The organism is Candidatus Pseudothioglobus sp. Uisw_050_01, from assembly GCF_048085775.1.
Classification (GTDB): Bacteria; Pseudomonadota; Gammaproteobacteria; order PS1; family Pseudothioglobaceae; genus Pseudothioglobus.
In genome coordinates this window covers 117,944-142,535 of record NZ_CP159804.1, presented here as the reverse complement: position 1 = coordinate 142,535, position 24,592 = coordinate 117,944, and the positions used below count along the sequence as shown (strand labels likewise).

Sequence of the window (24,592 nt, the reverse complement as noted above, 5' to 3'; positions counted from 1 at the left end):
CCTATTAAAAAAATTAACTTAAAACTTTGTTAACGGTGGCAATTACGTTATCCACTGTAAACCCAAAATGTTTAAATAGTTCTCCAGCGGGGGCTGATTCACCATATGTGGTCATTGAAACTATCCCTCCCTCAAGGCCTACATACTTATACCATGACTCCGCGACACCGGCTTCTATAGCAACGCGCTTAACTCCAGGCGTTAATACTGAATCCCTGTATCCTTGATCTTGCTCATCAAACGCATTTGTGGATGGCATTGATACAACACGAACCTTCTTATCGCTCATCATTGTTGCAGCATCAACTGCCAATGAAACTTCTGAGCCAGTAGCAATCAAAATTATGTCAGCATCGCCACTACAATCTTTAAGCACATATCCACCTTTCTCAATATTACTCACTTGCTCAATGGTTCGCTCCATTGGGGTCAAGTTTTGTCTAGAGAAAATTAATGCAGTAGGTGCATCACCTCTTAACATAGCTATTTTCCATGATACTGCGGACTCAATGGCATCACATGCTCGCCATGTTTGAAAGTTAGGTATGACTCTCATAGTAGCTATCTGCTCAACAGCCTGATGGGTTGGACCATCTTCACCAAGACCAATTGAATCATGGGTATATACAAAAATTGTTCCAATCTTCATCATTGCAGACATTCGAAGAGCATTTCTCATATATTCCATGAACATAAGAAATGTTGCGCCATAGACCTTAAAGCCGCCATGCAAAACCATACCATTGATCATTGCAGCCATTCCAAACTCACGAACTCCCCAGGAGATATAGTTTCCATCTGCATTTTCAGCGTTAACTACAACGCTTCCAGACCAATTTGTCAAATTTGAACCAGTTAAATCTGCAGATCCACCAAATAACTCAGGAACTATGGGACCCATTGCTTCGATTGTATTTTGGGAGGCTTTACGTGATGCTATATTGGGCATATCTTGCTGCGTCTTAGCAATAAAGTCGTCCATTTTAGAGTCAAAATTATCTGGCAAGCTTCCAGAAATTCGACGCAGAAATTCAGCAGCTTTACTTGGAAAGCTAACGCTATAAGCTTTAAATTTTTCATTCCATTCATCTTCTACTTCAGCACCTTCAATCTTATGATCCCAGCCTTCATAAATCTCTTCAGGAATTTCGAATGATCCATAATTCCAACCAAGTTTTTCTCGTGTTTTTGCAATTTCCTCATCACCCAAAGGTGCACCATGACAGTTATGAGAGCCTGCTAGATTAGGAGATCCAAAACCAATTACAGTTCGAGTACATATTAAGGTGGGTCTATCATTCATTGCTTTAGCTTCAACTATAGCAGCATTGATAGCTTCTGGATCATGACCATCAACATCAGATATAACATGCCAATTGTAAGATTTAAAGCGACCAGGGACCCCTTTTTCCATCCAATCACCAATATGTCCATCGATTGAAATATCATTGTCATCCCAGAACGCTATTAGTTTTCCCAGACCAAGAGTCCCAGCCATTGCGCAAGATTCATGCGACAGCCCCTCCATAAGACAACCATCGCCCATAAAAGCATACGTATGATGATCTACAATAGAATGGCCTGGCTTATTAAACTGTGCAGCAAGAGTTCGCTCCGCAATTGCCATGCCTACTGCATTACAAATACCTTGACCTAATGGGCCTGTCGTTGTCTCAACTCCATCAGCATAACCATATTCTGGATGTCCAGGTGTTTTAGAATGAAGTTGACGAAAATCTTTTAGATCATTGATACTTAAATCGAACCCAGTCAAATGCAGTAAAGAATAGATAAGCATTGATCCATGACCATTTGATAGCACAAATCGATCTCTGTTTGACCAATTTGAGTTTGATGGATTAAACTTTAAATGTTTATTCCATAAAACTTCTGCAATATCAGCCATTCCCATTGGGGCGCCAGGGTGCCCAGAGTTTGCTTTTTGCACAGCATCCATGCTCAAGGCTCGGATAGCATTTGCTAATTCAATTTGTGTCGCCATTATTTAAACCCCTGAAAATATTGTGAACCATAAATTATACATTTTTTTTGTACTTTTCTATCGTCAAAAAAGCCCATATAAAAGCAAATAGTAGGAATAATATTCAATTGCAATATAGTATCATTATCAAATTATGAAATACTTTACAATCTATAATTCACTTCATTTTTAATGTATTAAAATTATACTTTTGATGAAAAACTCTAGTATTACATTTTGTGTCAAAATGAATGCTACTTCATCAAATCTTGAGTTAATAAATAATATAAAAGGACCTTAATGTTTGAAAATATAGTCTGGCTAGATGATGTTGGCATGTCTGATGTTGAAAAGGTTGGAGGTAAAAATGCTTCTTTAGGTGAAATGATTAGTGGGCTGAGTTCGCAAGGTGTTCGAGTTCCTGGGGGCTTTGCAACAACAGCTGAGGCTTTTGAATCTTTCTTAAATTATTCACATTTAAAAACTCAAATCAATGAACTTCTAGTTTCGCTAGATATTACTGACATTAAAGAGCTCACCAAAACTGGAGCATTAATTCGTCAGTGGGTTGAAGACGCGCCATTTCCCGATGACCTTCATAAATCTATTGTTGAAAGTTACCAAAAATTAACTGAAAAATATGGTCCATCTGTAACCTTTGCAGTTCGTTCATCAGCAACTGCAGAGGACTTACCTGAAGCATCTTTTGCCGGTCAACAAGAAACTTATCTGAATGTTAGCGGTATCGATGATATTTTGAGCTCTATCAAAAAAGTATTTGCATCACTCTATAACGATAGAGCCATTTCCTATAGAGTTCATCAGGGTTTTGAACATGAAATGGTATCTCTTTCTGCTGGAGTCCAACAAATGGTTAGAAGTGATATTGGGGCAAGTGGAGTAATGTTTACTCTAGACACTGAGTCTGGTTTTGACGAAGTTGTTTTTATTACGTCTGCTTATGGACTAGGCGAAACTGTCGTTCAGGGCTCTGTAAACCCAGATGAATTTTATGTTCATAAACCAACACTAAAATCAGGAAAGCCAGCAATTTTATCTAGAAGTCTTGGCTCTAAGTCAATAAAAATGATTTATTCAGATGCAAAATCAAGCTCACCAGTTACAACCACTGAAGTTGACGCTCAAGAGCGCCTAAGATTTAGTTTAAATGATGCTCAAATTGAAGAACTTGCTGAATATGCAATGAAAATTGAGGTGCATTATGGAAGAGCAATGGACATTGAGTGGGCTCTTGATGGATCTGATGGCAAAATCTATATTGTTCAAGCAAGGCCTGAAACTGTTAAAAGCCGACAAAGTTCTCAGAAAATTGAGCGCTATAAGCTCCTTGAAACCTCTGAAATTCTTATAGAAGGTCGCGCAATTGGTCAAAAAATTGGAATCGGACAAATCAGAATAATTAACAGCTTATCAGAAATGGATTTGGTGAGTAAGGGTGATGTTCTAGTAACTGATATGACGGACCCAGACTGGGAGCCTGTTATGAAACTAGCATCTGCAATTATTACAAACCGCGGCGGTAGAACATGTCATGCAGCAATTATAGCTAGAGAGCTTGGAGTGCCGGCAATTGTTGGTACAGGAAATGCAACTGAAATACTTAAAGATTCTGAGGTAATTACAGCATCTTGCGCTGAAGGGGATACAGGAAAAGTTTATCAAGGGACTTTAAAATTTGAGCATACATTTTCTGAAGTAAGCAACCTGCCAGAAATTCCTGTCAAAATTATGATGAATGTGGGAAACCCCTCTAGGGCATATGATTTTTCAAGTATTCCAAATGCTGGAGTAGGCCTTGCTAGACTCGAATTTATTATAAATAATACAATTGGTATTCATCCTAAAGCTTTACTTGAATTTGATAGCCTTCCAAAAAATCTTAAAGATGAAATTAAAAAAAGAACCTCTTGCTATAAGTCTCCTATAGATTTTTATATTCAAAAATTAACGGAAGGAATTTCAACAATTGCTGCAAGCTTTTCCAAATCGCCAGTAATTATTAGAATGTCTGATTTTAAATCTAATGAATATTCAAATTTATTTGCAGGTGAGCTATATGAGCCACATGAAGAAAACCCAATGATTGGCTTTCGTGGTGCATCAAGATATATCTCTGAAGATTTTAGAGAATGCTTTGAATTAGAATGTCTTGCAATTAAAAATGTTAGAAATGAGATGGGTTTTAAAAATGTTGAAATAATGATTCCTTTCGTTCGAACTACATCTGAAGCTTCAAAAGTAATTGAACTCTTAAAAGATAATGGGTTGGAGCGAGGAAAAGATGGTTTAAGAATAATCATGATGTGTGAACTGCCATCAAACGCCATTATCGCTGAAGATTTTTTACAATATTTTGATGGCTTCTCTATTGGCTCAAATGATTTAACACAATTAACACTTGGGATGGATAGAGACTCTGGCCTAATAGCTGAAGGATTTGATGAAAGAAATGATGCAGTTAAAAAATTGATTACCATGGCCGTTGAGGCGTGCCATCGTCAGGGCAAATATATTGGCATATGCGGTCAAGGACCTTCAGATCATATTGATTTTGCAGAGTGGCTGCTAAAACAACAGATAACTAGCATCTCACTAAACCCTGATACTGTTGTTGAAACTTGGAATAAGCTTAGCAAGCTTTAAAACATTAATATGAGAACTGTATTTTTTATTTCAGATAGAACGGGTATTACAGCTGAAGCACTTGGTAACAGTCTTCTTACACAATTCCCTGAAATAAACTTTAAAAGGGTTAATCTAGCATTTATAGATACGCAAAAAAAAGCTCAGACAGCTGCCTTATTAATTAAAGAAGCCTCAGAAGCTGATGGCGAGCCTGCCCTTATTTTCAGTACCCAAGTATCAGCTGAATATGCCCATCTACTTGAAAATAGTGGTGGGATTATTTTTGATTTTTTTGAAACTTTTATTTCAAAAATGGAAGATACTCTAGAGACTAAATCATCTCATGAAATGGGACTTTCTCATGGAGTAGGAAATAAAAATACATACTCGGGTCGAATTGATAGTATAAATTTTGCACTCAATAATGATGATGGGTTATCTACTAAAAATTATGATCATGCAGACATAATTCTTACTGGCGTATCAAGATCAGGCAAAACGCCCACATGTCTTTTTTTAGCGCTTCAATATGGAATATATGCTGCTAATTATCCATTAATAGATGAGGACTTAGATTCAGTTAAACTTCCGAGTGTTTTAAAGCCATTTAAAAGCAAGCTTTATGGGTTAAGTATCAATCCAGTTCGACTTCAGAATATAAGGGGTGAAAGGAGGTCTAATAGTGGCTATGCATCAATTGAACAGTGTCAAAAGGAAGTTAGAAGAGCGGAAGATATGTATGTTCAAAATAATGTACCCTTTATAGATACAAGCCACATCTCGATTGAAGAAATCGCAGGGCGGATATTACAAAAAAGTAAGCTAGAAAGACGCTATTAATTTTTTTTAAAGTGAGCCCATAAAGACTCACTTTATTTAATCTACTAAGAAGCTTTTAAGACGTCTACAGCTACAATCTTGTATTCTGGACACTTAGTCTCTTCATCAGTAACTGCACTTGTTACCTCATTAATTAACACTTCAGGAAAATGAAAAGTAGTTCTTATGACTCCTTTTTTCACACGATCAGTAACCTCAACATCAAGAGTAATTTCACCTCTATCAGACTTCAAAGTTGCGCGATCACCAGTTATAAGATCTTTCGCCCTTGCGTCTTTTGGGTTTAGCATAATTACATCTTTCGTCAAGATTTTTACGTTTGATGTTCGCCTTGTCATTGTTGCGCAGTTGTAATGTTGAAGTTCACGACTAGTAGTAAGAATAAATGGATACTCATTCTTGTGCTTAGTAAGTTCTTCACTTTCCTTCCAATCATGATAGTGAAACTTACCCTTGCCTCGCTTAAATTCACCAATATGAAGTATTTGAGTGTCTTCGCCTTTTTTATTAACAGGCCACTGTAAGCCCATTGGGCTTGCGCGCAAACCCTCCCAAGTTACGCCCTCAAAAAATGAAACCACACTGGCTATTTCTTTCAAAACAAGCTCAGCATTGAAATCAGGCTGTTCAAAGCCCAATTTACGCATCATTTCTACAATAATCTGACCGTCTGTTTTTGTTCCAGGTAGTGGCTTAACTGCAGCATTTACTTGCTGAATTCGTCTCTCAGTATTTGTAAATGTACCACTCTTCTCAAGAAAAGTTGTTCCTGGTAGAACTACGTCAGCCATTTTGGCAGTTTCACTCATAAAGATTTCTTGCACAACAAGCAAATCAAGGCCCTGCATAGCCTTAACAACGTGATGTGTATTTGGGTCTGTTTGAACAACATCTTCAGCAAAAATCCATAGCGCTTTAAGGGATCCATCTACTGCACCATCAAACATTTCTGGAATCTTTCTACCTTGAGTTGTTGGCGAAGGAAGTCCTAACTTATCTTCATAGAAATCTTGAACTTCTTTTTGATCCATCCATAAGTATCCTGGACCATGATGAGGTTGGCAGCCCATATCTGCTGCGCCTTGTACGTTATTCTGGCCACGAAGTGGGTTAACACCAACACCAGGACGACCAAGGTTACCTGTCATCATTGCTAGATTTGAAATTAACATAACTGTCTTTGTACCCTGAGAATGCTCAGTTACACCTAGGCCATGAAACTCCATTGCATTTTTTGCAGAAGCATATGCAATCGCTGCTGCTTTAACATCATCTTTATCAAGGCCACTAATCTCAGCCATTGAATCCACATCAAGCTTTTTAATTTGTTCAATAAACTCCTCACCGCCCTCACATCGCTCTTTAATAAAGTCTTGGTCTAGAAGATCAGCCTCTACTATGAAATGCTGAAACATATTTAATACCGCAACATTTGTTCCAGGTTTCAGTTGTAAGTGGTGATCAGCCATCCGAGCCAATTCAGTACGAATTGGGTCAATAACAATAAGTGTCGCTCCAGACATGGCTTGCTGCTTAATTTTTGCGCCAGTTACAGGATGCGCAGAAGTTGGGTTTGCACCAATAACCATCATGCAATCGGCTAAAGGAATATCAGCAGTTGAATTAGTGCCAGCCCCTGTTCCAAAACTTTGTTGCATTCCCCAGGCAGTAGGTGAATGGCAAACACGGGCACAACAGTCAATATTATTAGTGCCAACTATTTGACGAATCATTTTTTGAAACATATAGTTTTCTTCATTAGTACAGCGTGCAGAAGAAATACCAGCAATTGCATCTGGACCATGATTCTCTTTGATTGATTCAAACTTGTCTTTAATAAAATCTAAAGCTTCATCCCAAGAACAAGGAACTAACTCTCCATTTTTTCTAATAAGTGGTGATGTTAGCCTGTCTTCATGGTTATAAAATTTAAATGCATAACGCCCCTTTAAGCAGGTATGTCCTGCATTAACAGCATCTTGAGGTGCTCGGATTGATAATACTTCATCATTTTTTACAGCCACTTCTAGATTACAACCTACTCCACAGTATGAACATGTCGTTCTAACTGTTTTGTCAGCTTCAACTGATTTTGACTGAAATACATCAGATATTGCTGATGTTGGACAAGTTTGTGCACAGGCACCACAAGAGACGCATGAAGAGTCTCCAAAGAGCATGTCATTATCTGTTGTAATACGAGACTCAAAACCTCTTCCTGTCATCGTCAACGTAAATTGGCCTTGAACTTCATCACAAGCACGCACACATCTTGAACAATTAATACACTTCGATAGATCCATTCTCATATAAGCATGAGACAAGTCTTTTTCACGATCACAATGGTTTTCACCTTTTGCATAACGTATTTGGCGAACGCCTACACTTGCCGCTACGTCTTGTAATTCACAGTTACCATTGACTTCACAAGTCAGACAATCAGGTGGATGATCACTTAAAACTAGCTCAACAATATTCTTTCGCAGTTTTTTAATACTAGTAGAATTTGTATGAATTCGCATACCTGGAACAATCGGCGTATGACATGATGCTACTGTTCTCTTTAATCCATCTTCTGATTGCTGAACCTCAACAGAACAAACCCTACAAGCTCCATAAGGTTGAAGATTATCATCGTTACAAAGGGTTGGAATAATTTTGTCTCCAAGAGCCTTATCAGTAAACGCTAAAATAGATGATGAGTCATCAAACGGAAACTCAACATCGTCAATAAATACACCTTGCGGGTTTTCTGACATACTACTTCTCCATCATAGGTTGGAACTCGTCACCGCAGTGCTCGAGTAAATTTTTAATTGCAAGAGGAAGGCCTCCGCCTAAAGCACATAGCGATCCTACTTCCATTGTTTCTAATAAATCGTAAATCAGTTCTTCAGAAAATTTTTGTTTACCTTCAATAGCTGATTCTAGCATTTCTTTGCCGCGAACAGAGCCTAATCTACAAGGAAAGCATTTACCACATGACTCATGCGCTGTAAAAGCAAACAAGTGTTTCGCATACTCGACTGCCGAGAATGACTTAGGAATACATACAAAACTAGCGTGTCCAAGCAAGAATCCGCCTTCAGAGAAAGCTTCAAAATCTAATGTTAGAGTTTTTAAGATATCAACTGGAACAATCCCACCTAAAGGACCACCAATCTGCAGAGCTTTGATATCATCATTAAAGCCTCCGCCAATCTCATCAATAATAAAACTAATTGGGGTTCCCAAATCAACTTCATAGAGACCTGGATTATTGAAATAACCATCTAAAGAGATTAATTTAGTACCTAATGATCTGCCGTTTCCAATACTTTTGTAAGCCTCACTTCCGAGTTTGAATATTGCAGCAACCGCTGCCAGGCTTTCAACATTATTAACTACAGTTGGTTTTTTGTATAAACCCTCTACGACAGGAAAAGGAGGTCGTACATCAACTTCTGCACGTCGCCCTTCAATAGAGGCTATTAATGCAGTTTCTTCACCACAAATATAAGCGCCTTGACCCTCAACAACATTCATATCAAAGTCAAAGCCAGTGCCTAAAATATTATCACCAAGTAGCCCTAGTTCACGAAGTTTTGCTAATGAGTCATTCGTAATAGTAATGGACTCAGGATATTCCCCTCGAATGTACAAAAAACCTTGTTTTGAACCAATGATATAGGCGCAAATTACCATACCAAATAAAACTTTAAGTGGCTGCTCTTCCATCAAATATCTATCAGAAAATGCCCCAGGATCGCCTTCATCAGCATTACACACAACATACTTCGTTGAAACTTCTTGATCTTTACAAAACTCCCATTTCATTCCAGTTGGAAATCCTGCGCCTCCTCGCCCGCGAAGTCCTGAATCTTTTAAAGACGCTATTAAATCGTCTTTGTCAGTTGCAAAACATACTTCAAGTAAATCTTTAAAATCGTCATAAGTAGAGAAAACACTCTCTTCCACTAAGAATGGAGTATTTGAAAATGATTTCATTGTGTAAGCAGGGCTAGTATGCTTTCCAGCAATAATTTGATCTAATTTATTGATGTCATCGCCTGAATAGTTTTCACCATTATAGTTAAATGCACTATTTTCATAACACCTTCCAAGACAAATCATCTCGCCAACGTTCTCTTCTCCAAATTTTTGATTCAGCTTATCAGAAACAACATCTTGAGTACCCCTACAAAGACAAGCACTTCCAGAACATACATAGGCTTTTTTACTTTGAAAGTCTTCATTAAGAAAGTCATAGAAGCTCTTAGTACTGTGCACCGTAGAGACACCTAAATTGTATTCAGCTGCAAGCTCCGAGTCACTAGCATCTGTTGGACTGACCGAAATCTTTCCAAACAAGCTATTTTTGTCATCTTTTTTTCCTGACAATAAACTGATATTTCTAGACATTTAATCTCCTAAGATCCTTCACTAATGCGCCAAGCACCAGTATATATATTATAATTATTTTTTTTAATGAAACCTATCAAAGTAATATCAAATTTTTTCGCTAAATCAAGTGCTAATGAAGTTGGAGCTCCGATACCAACGATCATTCCTATTCTAGACATTACTGCTTTTTGTATGATGTCAAATCCTAATCGACCAGAACACATAACAAATTGCTCAATCGGTCTCAGCATATCATTGCACCTTACGTGGCCTATCAATTTATCCAGCGCATTATGTCTACCCACATCTTCTGCTAAATGGAGTACCTTCCCGCCCTCAGTCAATAGTGCACTGGCATGAACTCCTCCAGTATTAGCAAATTGTTCTTGTCTCGCTCTTAATATATTAGGTAGTTCTGTAATCAAATCAATACTTACAATTGGACCAGCTTTATCAATATTTGGCTCATAGGCAATTTCAATGGCATTTAAAGTACCTTTCCCACAAACTCCACAACTAGAATTAACCATAAAGTGGCGCTGTAAATTTTTCAAATCTAACTGATTGCCTTTTGATAAAGTAACAATTAGTGAGTTATCAACATCATATTTTCCCTTATTTTCACCATTTACATCAATCGTATCAATAGCATCCTTATCCTGAATAATGCCCTCAGAAAAAAGCAGTCCACTAACCAAAGCTTCATCATCCCCTGGCGTTCTCATTGTTACCATAAGTGGGTCTACAATCCATTCATTATTCTTAAAATAACGAATAGCAATCTCTAGTGGCTCTTCAATAGCAATGCAGTCACTAGACTCTTCAAGAGTCGAATTTTCAACCCTATGAATGTCGTAATCAACTGTATCACTAATAGTCATAGCTTAAAAAAGTCCTTGGACTAGTCCATTATCATCCAATTTAATCTTGTCTGCAGCTGGAACTCTTGGTAATCCTGGCATAGTCATAATTGCACCACAAACCACTACAACAAACTCCGCGCCTGCTGAAAGCCTAACTTCTCGAATTGACATTGAGTGTCCAGTTGGAGCACCTAATAATTGAGGGTCGGTAGAAAAACTATACTGTGTTTTAGCGATACAAACTGGTAAATGACCAAAACCATTATCTTGGTACCTAGTAAGTTCAGCCCTAATAACTTTATCCGCTAAAACCTCATCTGCACCATAGAGTTTTTTGGCAATAGTTTCTACTTTCTCCAATAGGGATAGCTCATCATCATACAATGTTTTGAATTGCGCAGTGCCCGAGTCAGCTAGTTTAACGACCTTTTCTGCTAGGTCAATTGCACCTTCACCGCCATGTTCCCAGTGACTAGTCACGCTAACTTCTACATTAAACTGCTCACAATAATCTCTGATTACTTGAAATTCAGCCTCAGTATCCGATACAAATTTATTAATTCCAACAACAAGTGGAACTCCAAACTGGCTCAGGTTACGAACATGTCTTCCAAGATTCACGCAGCCTTTAGCAAGTGCGTCAGTATTTTCATTATTTAAATCTGCTTTAGCGACGCCGCCTTGATGCTTTAGAGCCCTAACTGTTGCAACTAAAACAACAGCATCTGGTGCAAGTCCTGCTTTGCGGCATTTAATATCAAAGAATTTTTCTGCACCTAAATCAGCTCCAAATCCAGCTTCTGTTACAACATAATCCGATAATTTAAGCGCTGTCTTTGTAGCAATAACTGAATTACAGCCATGAGCTATATTTGCAAACGGACCACCATGAATCAGCGCAGGATTGCCCTCTAAAGTTTGAACTAAATTTGGTCTAAATGCATCCTTAAGTAGAACTGTCATTGCATGATGAGCATTAATTTGTTTTGCCCTTACTGGCGTTAAATCACGAGTATAGGCGATTATGATATTTCCCAATTTTTCTTCAAGCTCTGCCAAGTTTTGTGACAGACAAAAAATAGCCATAACTTCAGAAGCTACAGTAATATCAAAGCCATCTTCACGCGGGTAACCATTTGTAGAACCACCCAAAGAAGAGGTAATTGTTCTTAGAGAGCGATCATTCATGTCAACAACACGACGAAATACTACTTTTCTGCTATCTATATTTGTTGAATTTCCCCAGTAAATATGATTATCAATCATTGCAGAAAGCAAGCTATGCGCTGAAGTAATTGCATGAAAGTCACCAGTAAAATGAAGATTAATATCTTCCATTGGAATTACTTGAGCATAACCGCCACCAGCGGCTCCACCTTTCATACCAAAACATGGCCCTAAACTTGGCTCACGTAAACAAACTGTTGTTTGTTTGCCAATCTTATTAAGGCCATCAGTGAGACCAACAGAAGTAGTTGTCTTACCCTCGCCAGCAGGCGTAGGCGTTACAGCAGTAACCAGAATGAGTTTGCCATTTTTATTCTTTTGGACCGCATCTATAGCGCTCCATGAAATCTTAGCCTTATCATGCCCAAAAGGCACTAAGTCAGCTTGATCAATATTGAGTTTTGCACCAATGTCATTAATGTGTTCACCGGTAACTTCTCTGGCAATATCAATATCTGTTTTATACTCGCTCATTTATTCTCCTAAATACTCACTAAAGTAAAAAAATAAAGAACAATAACACCTGTAATTTTCAAGTGAAAATAGCTCTTTAGCTTTATATATATAATAGTTGGAACATTATCTTACAAAATCAATCACACTTTAATAATTAAATTCATAACTGCTTGAATTATAATAAATATGAAAATTTAAATTATTAAATATTTGAATCTTCAAAACTATCTTTACGATCTTTAATATATTTTAATAAAGCTTCATCTACAGCTGCATCAAGCGGGGGCAATTTATACTCAGATAACATTTTTTTGTATATAGCATTAGCAATCATTGCTGTGTCTCTTGAGCCGTCTTGAACCCACTGCTCAAAACTATTATCATCAAGAACATCTGACATATAAAAAGCGCTCTTGAAATTCTTCTTTGTATGTTCACACCCCAAAAAATGCTTGGGTACATCATCAGACATAGCTCCAATTTCACGAATTGCATCCATTGCTTGACCATTTTCGCTCATATCAATCCCCTCTGCTGATACTCTCATCATGCCTGCTTGATCAGCATCCATTATGAATTTCTCATAGCTCATACATAAACCACCTTCCAGCCAGCCAGCAGTGTGTAAATTAAAATTGACACTTGCATTTAGAGTTGCTTGCATTGTATTAGCAGCCTCATAGCCTGCTTGAGCGTCAGGCATCTTAGCACCATTAAAGCCACCGCCACTCCTAAATGGAACACCAAGTCTTCTGGCTAAAGCTCCAGAAATATTCATCATGTGCGCAGCCTCAGGAGTTCCAAAAGTTGGAGCGCCAGATTTCATAGACATTGCAGTTACAAAATTACCATAAATTACAGGTGTGCCGGGCCTAATGAGCTGAGCAAATGCCATGCCTGCTAGCCCTTCTGCAAGACTTTGAGCTGCAACCCCTACTGCAGTTGTTGGAGCCATCGCACCAGCAACAATAAACGGGGTTACAATTGTTGCCTGATTATTTCTTGCATAGACCTTAAGCGCCCCAAGCATAGTGGCATCAAACGACATTGGAGAGCTTGCATTAATTAAACTTATAAGTACACAATTTTTATCAACAAAATCATCACCAAATAATATTTTAACCATATCAACGGTGTCCTGAGCTCTCTCAGCCGAAGTAACAGAGCCCATAAAGGCTTTGTCTGAGTACTTCATATGACTATAAACCATATCAAAGTGACGCTTATTAACTGGCAAGTCTACTGGCTCACAAATAGTTCCGCCAGAGTGGTGAATATTATCTGACATATACGCAAGCTTTATAAAGTTCCTAAAATCTTCTATCGTTGCATAGCGTCGACCCTCATCAAGATCATGAACAAATGGAGGGCCATAAGCAGGAACTAAAACCATATTATCACCGCCAATTTCAACATTTCTTTCAGGATTACGAGCGAATTGAGTAAACTGCTTTGGAGCATTATCTTGTATTAATTTGCGGCATATTCCTTTTGGAAATCTAACTCTCTCACCATCAACACTAGCACCAGCTTTTTCAAGTATATCAAGTGCCTCTTGGTCTTCAGAAAATACGATTCCAATCTCTTCTAAGATAGTGTCGGCATTTTCTTCAATAATACTAAGATCATCATCACTAAGAATACTGTAGTGGGGAATTTTTCTTTTTATATACGCAGGCGCTTTAGCTGCCTCTTGTGCATCAGAATCATCTGCTCCTCCTCTACGTCTTCTTCTTTCTCTAGCCATTACAATTTCTCCTAATTTATAACTAAGGCGCTCTTTTGCGGCGTCTGACTTTATTGGTTTGCTGTTGTTTTACTGGTGATACAGTGAATTTCATTGCATCAACAAAATACTCTTGGAATTTTGGCTCAGTAGCAGTTTCAATTTTAACAACTTTGTCCACTGCATCAATAATTATTTTTCGCTTATTAACATCTAATAATGCGGCACTAGCTCCAACACCAGCTGCATTGCCTACTGAAATAATTTTTTCTGCAGTTGAGGTTGGAATGATATCCAAAAGAGCAACATATCTGGCATCTAAATGCGCACCAAAAGCCCCTGCTAACAATACTTTATCAAACTCAGTACACTCAAGATAATCCATTAGTATAGAAACGCCAGCAGACAATGCGGCCTTAGCCAATTGAATTGAGCGAATATCTACTTGCTCTACATAAATCGATTTATCACCTTGCTCAACTAATAAAAAACGAGATGTATTTCCTTTCTTTGAGAAAAGCTCAGGTGCAACTGATTCAACAAAAAGTCCACTTTGATCAATAATACCTGCCTCAGCAAGCGCTACAATAGCCTCAATAATTCCACTTCCACATATTCCAACTGCCTGCATTTTAAGCATTTCATAGTCTGGCTCATCTGACCACGCATCGCATCCAATCACTTTAAATCGAACCTTCAAAGTGTCTTTATCTATCCTAACTCTTTCGATTGCCCCGTAGGTCGCTCTAACTCCAGAGGAAATTTCAGCACCCTCAAAGGCTGGTCCAGTTGGAGAGGATGTGGCATACACTCGCCCATCTTTAGCAAGCATAATTTCTGCATTGGTTCCAATATCAACCAGCAAGGTAGTTTCAGAGTGCATTGTATCCATTTGACTAAGATAAGCTGCAGCAGTATCAGCGCCAACATGGCCCGCAATTAACGGCAAAAATGACAGTCTTGTTTTAGGGTGCAAATCAAAACCCAAGTCTTTTGCGTCAACATCAAGCCAACTTCTTATTGATAATGTAAATGGAGCCTGACCAAGTTCTACGGGCGAAATTCCAAAAAATATGTGGTGCATAATTGGGTTACCAACTAGTACAACCTCTAATAATTTATCCCACTCAATCTCTAGATTTTCACAAGCCTCATGCAGCATCTCTGTAATCTTATTTCTTACTGCAGCAGTCAATTTCTCATCACCACCCTTATTCATCATCACATAAGAAACTCTACTCATTAGGTCTTCGCCAAATCGAATCTGCGGATTCATTGCAGAAGATTCAAAAACCAACTTACCGTCTTTCAGATCGTAGACATAGAGTGCTAAAGTGGTGGAACCAATATCGATTGCACCTCCAAATACTTTATGACTCCCTTGAGGATAGGCTGCAACAATTTGATTTTTATCCCTAACCGCAACAGTAAGATTTCCCTTAGTTTCATGAATTAAGGGCTGCAAACCTCTTAGTAGGTTGAAGTCAATACTTGCCTTGACACCTTGTTTTTCAAGTTGCGCCAATAGGTTTTCTGAGGCGGAGGGATTTTCATCCAATGTTGACTCTTCAAGCGTGCAATCTAAAAGAGTGATTGAACTTGAAATAGAATAATTTTGTTTAGCATTTTTTTTACTTATATAAGCCTTATGTTCTTGGCTGTCTTCAGGAACATCTACTACTAAGTCACCCTGGATACAAGTTTGACATGCGAGTCGCTTACCTTTGTAACTTGGATTATCGATGATTAATTGTTTTTCTAGACTGGTAATTCCGCTAACATTTTCAGGCTTACAATCAACACCAAATTTAGGATGTGAACCCTCAGACACCTCAATCCAGCACTGATGGCACTGCCCATAGCCACCACATAATGAACGTATAGCTACTCCTGCATCTTGAGCAACTTGCAGCAAAGTATCTCCAGCCTTACCCTTGAATTGGCGTCCTGACGGGGTAAAGCAAACTTGCTGGACATCTTCCAAAATACTACTCCTTGCTATTATGGCTTTTACCATAGCCCTCAATTTGAGTTTCATTGGGGCTAATTGTGTAATAACACCCTTTCTCTTCAGTAAAAATATTATGTTTCACATTCAAATTTTTTGCATCTTCTAAACTACCAGCAGTTACGCTTATAGTTGACAAACTGTCGTTTTGCCAAAACATATGTGCTCCACAATTATCACAAAAACCATGCCTTGAGTCCTCATGAGTATAAAACCATTTAATTTTTCCAATAATTTTAATTTTATCTCTTTTGGCTTGGCATGCAGCCATATAGTGACCAGTCATTTTTCGGCACTGCACGCAGTGGCAATAGGATACGTCAGCCAAATCCAAGGCGCTATAGCTTGTTTGGCCACAAACGCAAGATCCTCTATAGTCAATACTTGTCATTATTATTGTTACGCACGTTTTCTGCGGCGTCTCCCATCCCTAACATCACTTCCATCTGCTGTTGGCTCTCTGTAGGCTTTAATCCAACTTCCACAACCATCATCAACACCCGTTAAAACATCTCCAGCTCTAATTGCCTGAACTAACTCTGGGTGTAATGGGTTTACAATTGCAGAAGTCATTCCTGCTGCAATTAACATAGGAAGGAAAGCATTATTAATACCATTTCGTTGTGGTAAGCCAAAACTAACATTTGATGCACCGCACGTTGTATTAACTTTTAACTCACTACGAAGCTTCCTTACTAACTCAAAAACTTGATTGCCAGCTTGAGAAATCGCACCAATTGGCATAACTAATGGGTCAACAACTACATCTTCTGGCTTAATTCCATAGTCTGCAGCGTGTTCAACAATCTTTTTAGCAACCTTAAAACGCTCGTTTGGATCTTCACTAATACCAGTTTCATCATTAGAGATCGCTACAACTGCTGCGCCATACTTTTTAACTAGTGGAAGCACTCGCTCCAAATTTTCAGTTTCACCCGTGACAGAATTTACTAGTGCTCTTCCCTGATAGGCTTCTAGGCCAGATGCAAGGGCTTCAATAATTGATGAGTCAATTGAAATAGGAACGTCCACAACGGCTTGAACTTGTCTTATTGCTTCAGCAAGAATTGCTGGCTCATCTGCAAGAGGGATGCCTGCATTTATATCTAACATTTGTGCACCTGCAGCAACCTGCGCAATAGCATCAGCAACTACACGTGAGTAATCACCAACCTTCATTTCTGCAGCTAGAATTTTTCTGCCAGTTGGATTTATTCTTTCACCAATCATTACAAATGGATGGCCAAAGCCAATAGTTACCTCTTTTGATACTGAGGATAGTGTTGTTGTTGTCAATTTACTTACTCCTTCTATGAATTATTAATTGCATTTTTAATCCATGAAGCATTTGTATTTATACCGCCTAGAGGGAAAAAATGAATATTACTGATATTAAATTTTGGATTTTCTTTTTTATGTTTAGCTAAAGTCTCTAAAAAGTCATTTGGATCAAATGGAAGTAATAGTTTCTTCACATCTTTTGCTCTTTTTTGCAATACCTTTAATGAAGGACCAACTCCACAAGCAATTGAAAACTTGATTAAAGTTTGAAGTTTTGCGGGTCCAGCTACTCCAATATGAATTGGTATATTTATTCCATTATTAGTCAATGAGTTTGCCCATTCGATTACTGGCTCTGCTTCAAAACAAAACTGGGTTGTTATTGCGATATCAATATCTGAGCGCTCATTAAATTTTTGCTTCCATTGCAGCGCGTCATCGACATTTTTATTTGAACCATCGTTGTCAATATCTTTATTACCTTCAGGGTGACCTGCAAAGTGTAAGTTTTTAAAATTATATTTTTCAAATAGCTCTGTCTCTACAAGCTGCATTGAATCTTCAAACACACCATGTGGCTTGTCCACACCCCCAGCTAAAAGCAGCGCTTGATTAATGCCCGCCTCACCTTGATAAATATTTATCCACTCTTCTAAGGCACTCTTGTCTTTAATGATCCGAGCTGGAAAGTGAGGCATAACATTGAAGCCTTCGCGGCTTACCCGTTTAGCTGTCTGCACCATCTCTTTAATAGGAACACCTTCAATATGAGCAATATAAACCCTTGTATTTTTTGGAAGTATCTCTTTAAAACTTTCAATTTTTGCCGCAGTGCGAGGCATAACTTCAATCGAAAAATCAGTTAAAAACTCCTTAAGGTGATTACTTACTTTTGGGTTTTCTTCTTTAGAAGAAAAGAGATTTAATAATGACATTATTTACCCAGCCTAGCTTTCCAGCGATTTTTTATAATTACTTCTTTAAACATTTTGCATACTCCATTAATCTTTTATTTCCAATGGCTGGATATCAATTTCTTCAAAAACAACATCAAGGCTTCCGGTTCCTACAAGTCGATATTCATATTCAAAACCAAAATCTTTTGCATACTGCTGAGCATCTTTTTGCCACTGATTATTTTCAGTTTGAGCCAAATATACTAATTTTTTATAATGCTTAAAATAAACCTCAAAAAGCTCAGGATGCTTATCAAGCCCCAAACCCTTAATCATGATTCTATTAAAATTTTTAACCAGATAATCTGTCAAATAAAAAGTACCTAATTCTTCTTCTGATAACTGCTCAAAAACATCTGTTCCAGCGAAAAACTCATAGCAGTGTGCACCCTCTATACGTTTTGCATCAAACTTTTCTAAAACTCTGTCAAGCGCACCTCCAGTTCCACAGTCTGCATACGCAATATATATTGCCTCATAAAGATGAGCATTTTCAGACAAATATTCTTCAACGCCAGGAGCAATTAATTGAGGGCTGTTATGCCAGCTGGCCGGCAAACACTGCAAATTTACTTTATCTGAGAGTGATGGATTTTGTTTGATTAACCTTAGTAGATCGTATACTAATGCGCCGCAGCCTAAAACTAATCTTTTTTTAGTCTTATTATTATTTTTCTTATCGATGATCACGCTTTTTACGCAAACTAAGAACATGCTCCTCAGCCATTTCAGCGCTTCTAGCAGCGTCACGGCCATATGCAGGCACACCAATTGCATCAGCAAATTCTTGATTCAGCGGCGCACCACCACACATTATATGAGTATCTTTACGCATCCCTCTTTTTTCCATCTCTTCAACAACAACACCCATATAAGGCATAGTTGTTGTAAGTAAGGCAGACATACCAACAATTACTGGCTCATGCTCATCAATAGCTTCAAGATAATTTTCTACAGGATTATTGATACCTAAATTAATAACCTCAAACCCAGCACCTTCACACATCATAGCAACTAAGTTTTTACCAATGTCGTGAATATCGCCTTTAACAGTTCCAATAACAAACTTGCCTAATGAAGTGTCTTCTGCAGACTCTGCAAGGATAGGCCTGAGTATTCCCATTCCGCCCTTCATAGCTCCAGCACACTTAAGAACCTCAGGTACAAATAAAATACCATCCCTAAAGTCTACTCCTACAATTTTCATGCCCCCAACCAAAGCTTCACCTAATACATCGTTAGCGTCCCAGCCCCGAGCAAGCAAAATTTCAGTGCCTTCAGTGACCTCTGTGTCAAGGCCGTCATAAAGATCATCTTGAATCTGCTCGACTAATTCCTTATCATCTAAGTCATTTAGGTCAAAATCGTCTTCAACACTCATTAGTTTCTCCTTAGGTAGGATGTAAAATAAAACACTTAAAAAACGGAAAGATACCTTGAATTAAATTCGGTGTCAATCATTAAATTTACATTTTATTTTATTTACATAATTCGTATGATAATTTAGAACGAATTTACCTTTAAGATGTTGTTATATATGACTATTTTACTTATCTATAGATGTGAAATAATTCACAAAAAAACTTGAATTTAACTAAACTTTTAATAACATAAATTTTTAGCAAGACTGTTGTGCAAAAAACTTGAATTTAACTAAACCATTATTTGCATAAAGTTTTTATAAATTTGTTTTGCGCAACTCAAACATTGGCTCATATTTTCATCAGTATTTTTTTTAAGATCTGACAATGCGCCCTGGCCAAGTGTGTTTATTAAAGCTTCTGCATAAGCAGGGATAGCGCCCCAGTTTTCGACTGTATCCGCCTCTATTTCAACATGATATTGCATTGACCATGCGTTTACTCCTATCCGCATTGCCTGAATAGAGCAAACATCTGACTTAGCTAATATAACAGCCCCTTCTGGAGCTTGTGCCACCCTGACAGAGTGCCATTGAAGGCATTGCTGATGATGAGCTGTGCCTTTGAAAAGTGGATCTGACTTTCCCTCATCAGTGAGTTCAACTTCAAGAACGCCAATTTCAGGTATTTTTTGAGGGCCACAGGTTCCTCCAAGCGCATCTGCAAGCAACTGATGACCTAGACATAGACCTAAATATGGCTTACCTAAATCCTTAACCCAATGCCTAATTGCTGCTTTTTCATCAACCAACCAGGGGTTTTCCTCTATATCCCAGACATCCATTGGGCCGCCCATTACCCAAAGCGCGTCATAATTATCAAAGCTTGGGATTTTATCACCCCGATGTAAATAAACCGCATCCCACTCAATTCCGTCCTCAGCTAAAAACTGCCTTAAAGATCCAGGATGTTCACAGTCAACATGTTGAAAAACCAGTATGTGCATATAGACCCCTAATTAAACTTAATTAAAACAAGTGTGAGGTATATTAATACTTTTATAAAGGCTCGTCAAATAATTATGGTTATACTATCGCAACGTTAAAAGAATATTTATCTGGTGCAGAATAAAAAAATATTAAGTCTAGCAATTGCATTAGCTTGCATCCTTTTGGCTATTAATTTTGGCTTTAGATCATCACTTGGACTTTTTCTTAAACCAGTTTCTGAAACCTTTGGCTATGGTCGTGAAGTCTTTGCTTTCTCGTTAGCCCTGCAAAATCTTTTTTGGGGCTTAACTCAACCTCTTGCAGGCGCATTTGCTGATAAGTTTGGAACTGCAAGAGTAGTTGTAGTTGGCACCATTCTTTATTCTTTAGGTCTTTATGTGACGGCCACTGCAGATAGCTTTGTTAGTCTTCATATAGGTGCTGGAATACTTATAGGAATGGGAATTGCAGGAACTGGTCTGGGCGTTATTCTTCCAGCTATGGCGAGAATGGTTAGTCCAGAAAAAAGAGCACTCGCCTTAGGTGTTGGAACTGCTGCAGGCTCTGCTGGACAATTCCTTTTTATTCCTGTTGCCCGAGAATTTCTTGTTGCTTATGGATGGCAAACAGCACTAATAATAATGGCAATAGGTGCACTATCGATGATTCTATTCGCGCCAGTATTTAAAGGTGATGAAAAAACGAACATTAATATTGATAATGAGCCTTCTCAAAACCTCAGAGAGGCCCTTAATGAGGCGTCAGGACATATTCATTATTGGCTTTTAATTGCAGGTTTTTTTGTTTGTGGCTTTCAACTGGCATTTATCACTGTTCATATGCCTTCTTATCTTTCAGACAAGGGTTTTGACAGCTCAATTGCTGCAGCAAGCCTAGCAATTATTGGCCTTAGTAATATTTTTGGTTCTTTAGTTTCGGGTCATCTTTCAGGTATTTATTCAAAAAAATGGATACTAGCTTTTATATATGGCGCAAGGTCTATTGTGATTGTTTTATTTCTTGTAATTCCAATTTCAACTTTTACAATCTACGCATTCTCCTTTGCAACCGGATTGCTTTGGCTAGCTACAGTCCCTCCTACTTCGGGCCTAGTCGCGCAGATGTTTGGATTAAGATTTATGGGCACCTTATATGGGATTGTTTTTTTGAACCACCAAATTGGCTCATTCACAGGCGTATGGCTAGGTGGATATCTTTTTGATACAACAGGATCATACAACCAGGTGTGGTGGTGGGCTGCAATTATTGCAGCAATTACAGCACTTATTCATGTTTTCATAGACGAAAGGCCAATTAAAAGATTAAGGGCTGCCGAAAGAACTAGCTAAAGCTGTTACGAAAGTATTGCTGCACTTTTAACCTGCGCAAAAACCTTTGATCCATTTTTTAGATTCAAGACTTTAGCTGACTTTTTTGTTATTAGCGTGAGTAGAGTGATCTCTTTTATTTTAAGCCGAACCATAATTTGAGCCTTTCCTTCGGGTGACATTTCATCAACTATTGCAGGAAAGATATTTAAGATACTGGTGTCGATCTGCTTTTCTCTTGTAAGACTTACATCACGAGCTGAAACCCTTAATCGAACATTACTGCCAATTGGCAAGTTATTATCTGGAACTAAAAATTCACCTCCTGGGAAATCTAGATGCATTAGATTGAATTCTTTTTCACGGCTGATTACTTTAGCTTCAACTAATGAAGTAGCCTCGCTTCCATGCGACATTGGTAGGTCAAACCTAGTAAGCATATTGTTTATTGGTCCAGATCCAATAACTTTTCCATGATCAAGAAGTAGTAAATAATCAGCCAATCTTGATGCCTCATCAGGAGAATGAGTTACATAGATAATTGGAATATCTAAGTCGCTATGAAGCGCATCAAGATAAGGCAAAATTTCTTGTTTACGTTTAATATCAAGTGCTGATAATGGCTCATCCATTAATAAAATTTTAGGCTTAATCAGTAAGGCTCTAGCAATTGCAACTCGCTGCTTTTCACCGCCTGAGAGTTGCGCTGTAGATCGATTAAGTAATGTTTTTATATCTAATAAATTAAGTATAGAATCTATAAATTCTTTTTCTATATTTGACGTTCTTTTAATCCCATAATCGAGGTTATCCTGGACATTAAGGTGTTCAAATAAAGTGGTGTCTTGGAATACATAGCCAATTTGGCGCTTGTGAGTTAAAACAAAATTTTCACTATCCTGCCAAATTGAATCGCCTATTTTTAGAAATCCCTTATGAGTCTTTTCTAGACCTGCCAATACTCTTAATAAACTTGTCTTGCCAGATCCTGAAGGACCAAAAATAACAGTTACGCCTTTATCAGGAATACTAAAATTAGCATCAAGAATGAAGCTGTCTAAATCAATTTTTATCTTACACTCAATCACTAATCACTCCTCATAATAGAAAATCGGCGATTAAAGATATACACAACAAGGAGCATGACAAAAGATAAGACAAGCAAGCCCCCAGCTAAAATATGTGCCTGACCATATTCCATTGCCTCAACATGATCATAAATTGCTATTGATAAAACTCCTGTCTCACCTGGAATGTTGCCTCCTATCATAAGAACAACACCAAACTCTCCTACTGTGTGGGCAAACCCTAAAACACTTGCAGTGATAAAGCCAGAGCGAGCCAAAGGGACTGCGACTGTAAAAAAGCGATCTAGTTTTGATGCACCCAAGGTTGCTGCAACCTCCATGGGCTGCTTACCAATAGATCCAAAAGAATTCTGTAGTGGCTGAACTACAAAAGGAAGTGAATAAATAACCGACCCAACAACGAGTCCAGTAAATGTGAAAGCGATTGAACTTCCACCTAGTGACTCCAAAAAATTTCCTATTGGGCCATTAGTGCCCAAAGTCATCAGTAAATAAAAACCTAACACTGTAGGAGGAAGAATTAGTGGTAGAGCAATGATCGCTTCGATTACTGCCTTAAATTTAAAACGAGTTTGTGAAAGCCACCATGCAATTGGAGTGCCAACTAAAATGAGAATAACTGTAGTTATCGAAGCTAACTTTATAGTAACTAGAAGGGCTGCAAGATCATATTCATTTAACATTATGGTAAGTCATATCCATATTTTGAGATGATATTTAAAGACTCATCTGATTCAATAAATGACAAAAAGTCTTTTGCAAGCGAACTTTTCTTCAACAGCACTACTTGCTGCTCTATTGGCGTATAGAGTGTTTGGGGCACTTCCCAAAATGAACCAACCACAGGGTAACTAGAACTCATAAGTTGTGAGTAAGAAATGAATCCTAGTTTAGCATTACCACTATTAACAAATTGAAATGTCTGCGCAATATTTTCTCCCCTTACTAGCTTACTTTGCAACTCTTCCCATAGATTCATTGATAGCAACACCTCTCTAGCTGCCACTCCATAAGGCGCAATTTTAGGATTCGCTATTGCTAAAAACCTTAAATCATTACTATAAAGCCGCTCGTCTTTCTCTACAAATCCCTCTAGTGAGCTCCAAAGAACAAGTTTTCCCAGTGCGTAGGTGAACCTCGATCCAGTTTCAGGGATTCCTTTTTTTTCTAATAGAATTGGTCTTACCTTATCAGCTGAGAAGAATATGTCAAAAGGAGCGCCATTCAAAATTTGCGCATAGTGTTTGCCCGAAGAGCCTGAAATCAGAACTATATTATGATTCTCAGAAGATTGAGATTGTTTTAACTCATATTGCAATATAATTTCTTTCATTACTGGATAAAAATTACTTGCAACTGCAACTTTAATTTCATCTGCAGCAATTTGAGTAAAACTTAGTCCAATAGAGATTAATAAAAAATTAATCATCTTCAACTTAGTGTTAAACATATTATTTTT

The 24,592-nt window shown here is 38.0% G+C and carries 19 protein-coding genes; 3 read left to right on the top strand and 16 right to left on the bottom strand.

What is annotated here, in order from left to right:
• Positions 1-13: 13 nt before the first annotated feature.
• Positions 14-2,002, bottom strand: coding sequence for a transketolase (gene tkt / locus ABXT51_RS00690; protein WP_416695703.1), 1,989 nt, complete (start codon positions 2,000-2,002; stop codon positions 14-16).
• Between the two features lie 279 nt (positions 2,003-2,281).
• Here tkt and ppsA point away from each other — a divergent pair, with 279 nt between their 5' ends.
• A complete protein-coding gene (gene ppsA / locus ABXT51_RS00685; protein ID WP_416695701.1) occupies positions 2,282-4,645 on the top strand; it encodes a phosphoenolpyruvate synthase in 2,364 nt (787 codons plus the stop codon).
• A gap of 9 nt (positions 4,646-4,654) precedes the next feature.
• Positions 4,655-5,467, top strand: a complete 813-nt coding sequence (locus tag ABXT51_RS00680; RefSeq protein ID WP_416695699.1) for a pyruvate, water dikinase regulatory protein — start codon at positions 4,655-4,657, stop codon at positions 5,465-5,467.
• Between the two features lie 44 nt (positions 5,468-5,511).
• Here the strand turns inward: ABXT51_RS00680 and fdhF are convergent, their stop codons facing one another.
• The 12 genes from fdhF to ABXT51_RS00620 all read right to left on the bottom strand — a co-directional run bounded on the left by fdhF (position 5,512) and on the right by ABXT51_RS00620 (position 20,734).
• Positions 5,512-8,226, bottom strand: a complete 2,715-nt coding sequence (gene fdhF / locus ABXT51_RS00675) for a formate dehydrogenase subunit alpha (RefSeq protein WP_416695697.1) — start codon at positions 8,224-8,226, stop codon at positions 5,512-5,514.
• A gap of 1 nt (position 8,227) precedes the next feature.
• Positions 8,228-9,868, bottom strand: coding sequence for an NADH-ubiquinone oxidoreductase-F iron-sulfur binding region domain-containing protein (locus ABXT51_RS00670; RefSeq protein WP_416695695.1), 1,641 nt, complete (start codon positions 9,866-9,868; stop codon positions 8,228-8,230).
• An 8-nt stretch (positions 9,869-9,876) separates the two neighbouring features.
• Positions 9,877-10,731 carry a formate dehydrogenase accessory sulfurtransferase FdhD gene (gene fdhD, locus ABXT51_RS00665; RefSeq protein ID WP_416687213.1) on the bottom strand — a complete coding sequence of 285 codons (855 nt, stop codon included), beginning with the start codon at positions 10,729-10,731 and terminating at the stop codon, positions 9,877-9,879.
• Between the two features lie 3 nt (positions 10,732-10,734).
• Positions 10,735-12,414, bottom strand: a complete 1,680-nt coding sequence (locus tag ABXT51_RS00660; protein WP_416695693.1) for a formate--tetrahydrofolate ligase — start codon at positions 12,412-12,414, stop codon at positions 10,735-10,737.
• 184 nt (positions 12,415-12,598) lie between these two features.
• Positions 12,599-14,143 (bottom strand): trimethylamine methyltransferase family protein, encoded by a 1,545-nt coding sequence (locus ABXT51_RS00655; RefSeq protein WP_416695691.1) that lies wholly within the window; start codon positions 14,141-14,143, stop codon positions 12,599-12,601.
• 22 nt (positions 14,144-14,165) lie between these two features.
• Positions 14,166-16,139: an ASKHA domain-containing protein gene (locus ABXT51_RS00650; protein ID WP_416695690.1), complete on the bottom strand. Its 1,974-nt coding sequence runs from the start codon at positions 16,137-16,139 to the stop codon at positions 14,166-14,168.
• A complete protein-coding gene (locus ABXT51_RS00645; protein WP_416687205.1) occupies positions 16,111-16,521 on the bottom strand; it encodes a GFA family protein in 411 nt (136 codons plus the stop codon). Before ABXT51_RS00645 ends, ABXT51_RS00650 begins: the two co-directional genes overlap by 29 nt.
• An 8-nt stretch (positions 16,522-16,529) precedes the next feature.
• Positions 16,530-17,426, bottom strand: coding sequence for a dihydropteroate synthase (locus ABXT51_RS00640; RefSeq protein WP_416695688.1), 897 nt, complete (start codon positions 17,424-17,426; stop codon positions 16,530-16,532).
• Positions 17,427-17,440: 14 nt separating this feature from the next.
• A complete protein-coding gene (locus tag ABXT51_RS00635) occupies positions 17,441-18,346 on the bottom strand; it encodes a methylenetetrahydrofolate reductase (protein WP_416695686.1) in 906 nt (301 codons plus the stop codon).
• Between the two features lie 66 nt (positions 18,347-18,412).
• The gene (locus ABXT51_RS00630; protein WP_416695684.1) at positions 18,413-19,081 is read right to left on the bottom strand and encodes a DUF1638 domain-containing protein; all 669 of its coding nucleotides are present in this window, start codon (positions 19,079-19,081) and stop codon (positions 18,413-18,415) included.
• Positions 19,044-19,748, bottom strand: coding sequence for a corrinoid protein (locus ABXT51_RS00625; RefSeq protein WP_416695682.1), 705 nt, complete (start codon positions 19,746-19,748; stop codon positions 19,044-19,046). The genes ABXT51_RS00630 and ABXT51_RS00625 overlap by 38 nt, the downstream gene beginning before the upstream one ends.
• Before the next feature lie 272 nt (positions 19,749-20,020).
• On the bottom strand, positions 20,021-20,734 hold the full coding sequence (locus ABXT51_RS00620) for a type 1 glutamine amidotransferase (protein WP_416695680.1): 714 nt from the start codon (positions 20,732-20,734) through the stop codon (positions 20,021-20,023).
• Positions 20,735-20,845: 111 nt separating this feature from the next.
• Here ABXT51_RS00620 and ABXT51_RS00615 point away from each other — a divergent pair, with 111 nt between their 5' ends.
• Complete coding sequence (locus ABXT51_RS00615; RefSeq protein WP_416696320.1) at positions 20,846-22,066, top strand: MFS transporter; 1,221 nt, start codon at positions 20,846-20,848, stop codon at positions 22,064-22,066.
• A 5-nt stretch (positions 22,067-22,071) separates the two neighbouring features.
• Here ABXT51_RS00615 and modC read toward each other — a convergent pair whose 3' ends face one another.
• From modC to modA, 3 genes are read right to left on the bottom strand one after another with little or no spacing between them, the layout of a single operon-like run.
• Positions 22,072-23,133 carry a molybdenum ABC transporter ATP-binding protein gene (modC, locus tag ABXT51_RS00610; protein ID WP_416695678.1) on the bottom strand — a complete coding sequence of 354 codons (1,062 nt, stop codon included), beginning with the start codon at positions 23,131-23,133 and terminating at the stop codon, positions 22,072-22,074.
• The gene (gene modB / locus ABXT51_RS00605; RefSeq protein WP_416695676.1) at positions 23,133-23,816 is read right to left on the bottom strand and encodes a molybdate ABC transporter permease subunit; all 684 of its coding nucleotides are present in this window, start codon (positions 23,814-23,816) and stop codon (positions 23,133-23,135) included. Before modB ends, modC begins: the two co-directional genes overlap by 1 nt.
• A complete protein-coding gene (gene modA / locus ABXT51_RS00600; RefSeq protein ID WP_416695674.1) occupies positions 23,816-24,562 on the bottom strand; it encodes a molybdate ABC transporter substrate-binding protein in 747 nt (248 codons plus the stop codon). Before modA ends, modB begins: the two co-directional genes overlap by 1 nt.
• Positions 24,563-24,592: the final 30 nt, after the last annotated feature.

What these genes read in the sequence shown, in the direction of transcription:
- ABXT51_RS00650 (WP_416695690.1), bottom strand. Translation starts at nt 16,139, where the DNA reads ATGGTAAAAGCCATAATAGCAAGGAGTAGTATTTTGGAAGATGTCCAG.
- ppsA (WP_416695701.1), top strand. Translation starts at nt 2,282, where the DNA reads ATGTTTGAAAATATAGTCTGGCTAGATGATGTTGGCATGTCTGATGTT.
- ABXT51_RS00635 (WP_416695686.1), bottom strand. Translation starts at nt 18,346, where the DNA reads ATGTCATTATTAAATCTCTTTTCTTCTAAAGAAGAAAACCCAAAAGTA.
- fdhD (WP_416687213.1), bottom strand. Translation starts at nt 10,731, where the DNA reads ATGACTATTAGTGATACAGTTGATTACGACATTCATAGGGTTGAAAAT.
- ABXT51_RS00655 (WP_416695691.1), bottom strand. Translation starts at nt 14,143, where the DNA reads ATGGCTAGAGAAAGAAGAAGACGTAGAGGAGGAGCAGATGATTCTGAT.
- ABXT51_RS00670 (WP_416695695.1), bottom strand. Translation starts at nt 9,868, where the DNA reads ATGTCTAGAAATATCAGTTTATTGTCAGGAAAAAAAGATGACAAAAAT.
- ABXT51_RS00680 (WP_416695699.1), top strand. Translation starts at nt 4,655, where the DNA reads ATGAGAACTGTATTTTTTATTTCAGATAGAACGGGTATTACAGCTGAA.
- ABXT51_RS00645 (WP_416687205.1), bottom strand. Translation starts at nt 16,521, where the DNA reads ATGACAAGTATTGACTATAGAGGATCTTGCGTTTGTGGCCAAACAAGC.
- ABXT51_RS00625 (WP_416695682.1), bottom strand. Translation starts at nt 19,748, where the DNA reads ATGAGTGTTGAAGACGATTTTGACCTAAATGACTTAGATGATAAGGAA.
- ABXT51_RS00660 (WP_416695693.1), bottom strand. Translation starts at nt 12,414, where the DNA reads ATGAGCGAGTATAAAACAGATATTGATATTGCCAGAGAAGTTACCGGT.
- fdhF (WP_416695697.1), bottom strand. Translation starts at nt 8,226, where the DNA reads ATGTCAGAAAACCCGCAAGGTGTATTTATTGACGATGTTGAGTTTCCG.
- modA (WP_416695674.1), bottom strand. Translation starts at nt 24,562, where the DNA reads ATGATTAATTTTTTATTAATCTCTATTGGACTAAGTTTTACTCAAATT.
- modB (WP_416695676.1), bottom strand. Translation starts at nt 23,816, where the DNA reads ATGTTAAATGAATATGATCTTGCAGCCCTTCTAGTTACTATAAAGTTA.
- ABXT51_RS00630 (WP_416695684.1), bottom strand. Translation starts at nt 19,081, where the DNA reads ATGTTCTTAGTTTGCGTAAAAAGCGTGATCATCGATAAGAAAAATAAT.
- tkt (WP_416695703.1), bottom strand. Translation starts at nt 2,002, where the DNA reads ATGGCGACACAAATTGAATTAGCAAATGCTATCCGAGCCTTGAGCATG.
- ABXT51_RS00620 (WP_416695680.1), bottom strand. Translation starts at nt 20,734, where the DNA reads ATGCACATACTGGTTTTTCAACATGTTGACTGTGAACATCCTGGATCT.